1 protein-coding gene is annotated in these 228 nt (G+C 40.4%); it reads right to left on the minus strand.

The annotated features are described in order from the left end of the window. Nucleotides 1–228 (minus strand): transposase (locus tag CA598_RS31495; RefSeq protein WP_256990742.1); only part of this gene is annotated, 228 nt, incomplete at both ends.

The following is a 228-nucleotide window of genomic DNA, read 5'->3' on the forward strand; positions in this document are numbered from 1 at the left end:
TCGTGTTGCCGCAAACTCTCCGGATGCGAATACAATCTGGTCTATGCCTGCAAAGGCTACTAGTTTCTTTGGATGATCAAAACGGTCTACTTCTCCAATTTTCGATAAAATGGTTGCAGAAATTTTTGGACCAATACCGGGAATCGACTGAATTAAATCACATTTTTTCATTTCTTCAGCGAGAGCATCTATGTTCTTTTCCAATCGAGATAGATGCTCTTGGTACTG

The sequence above is a fragment of the Paenibacillus sp. VTT E-133291 genome, assembly GCF_002264395.1.
Classification (GTDB): Bacteria; Bacillota; Bacilli; order Paenibacillales; family Paenibacillaceae; genus Paenibacillus_AQ; species Paenibacillus_AQ nitricinens.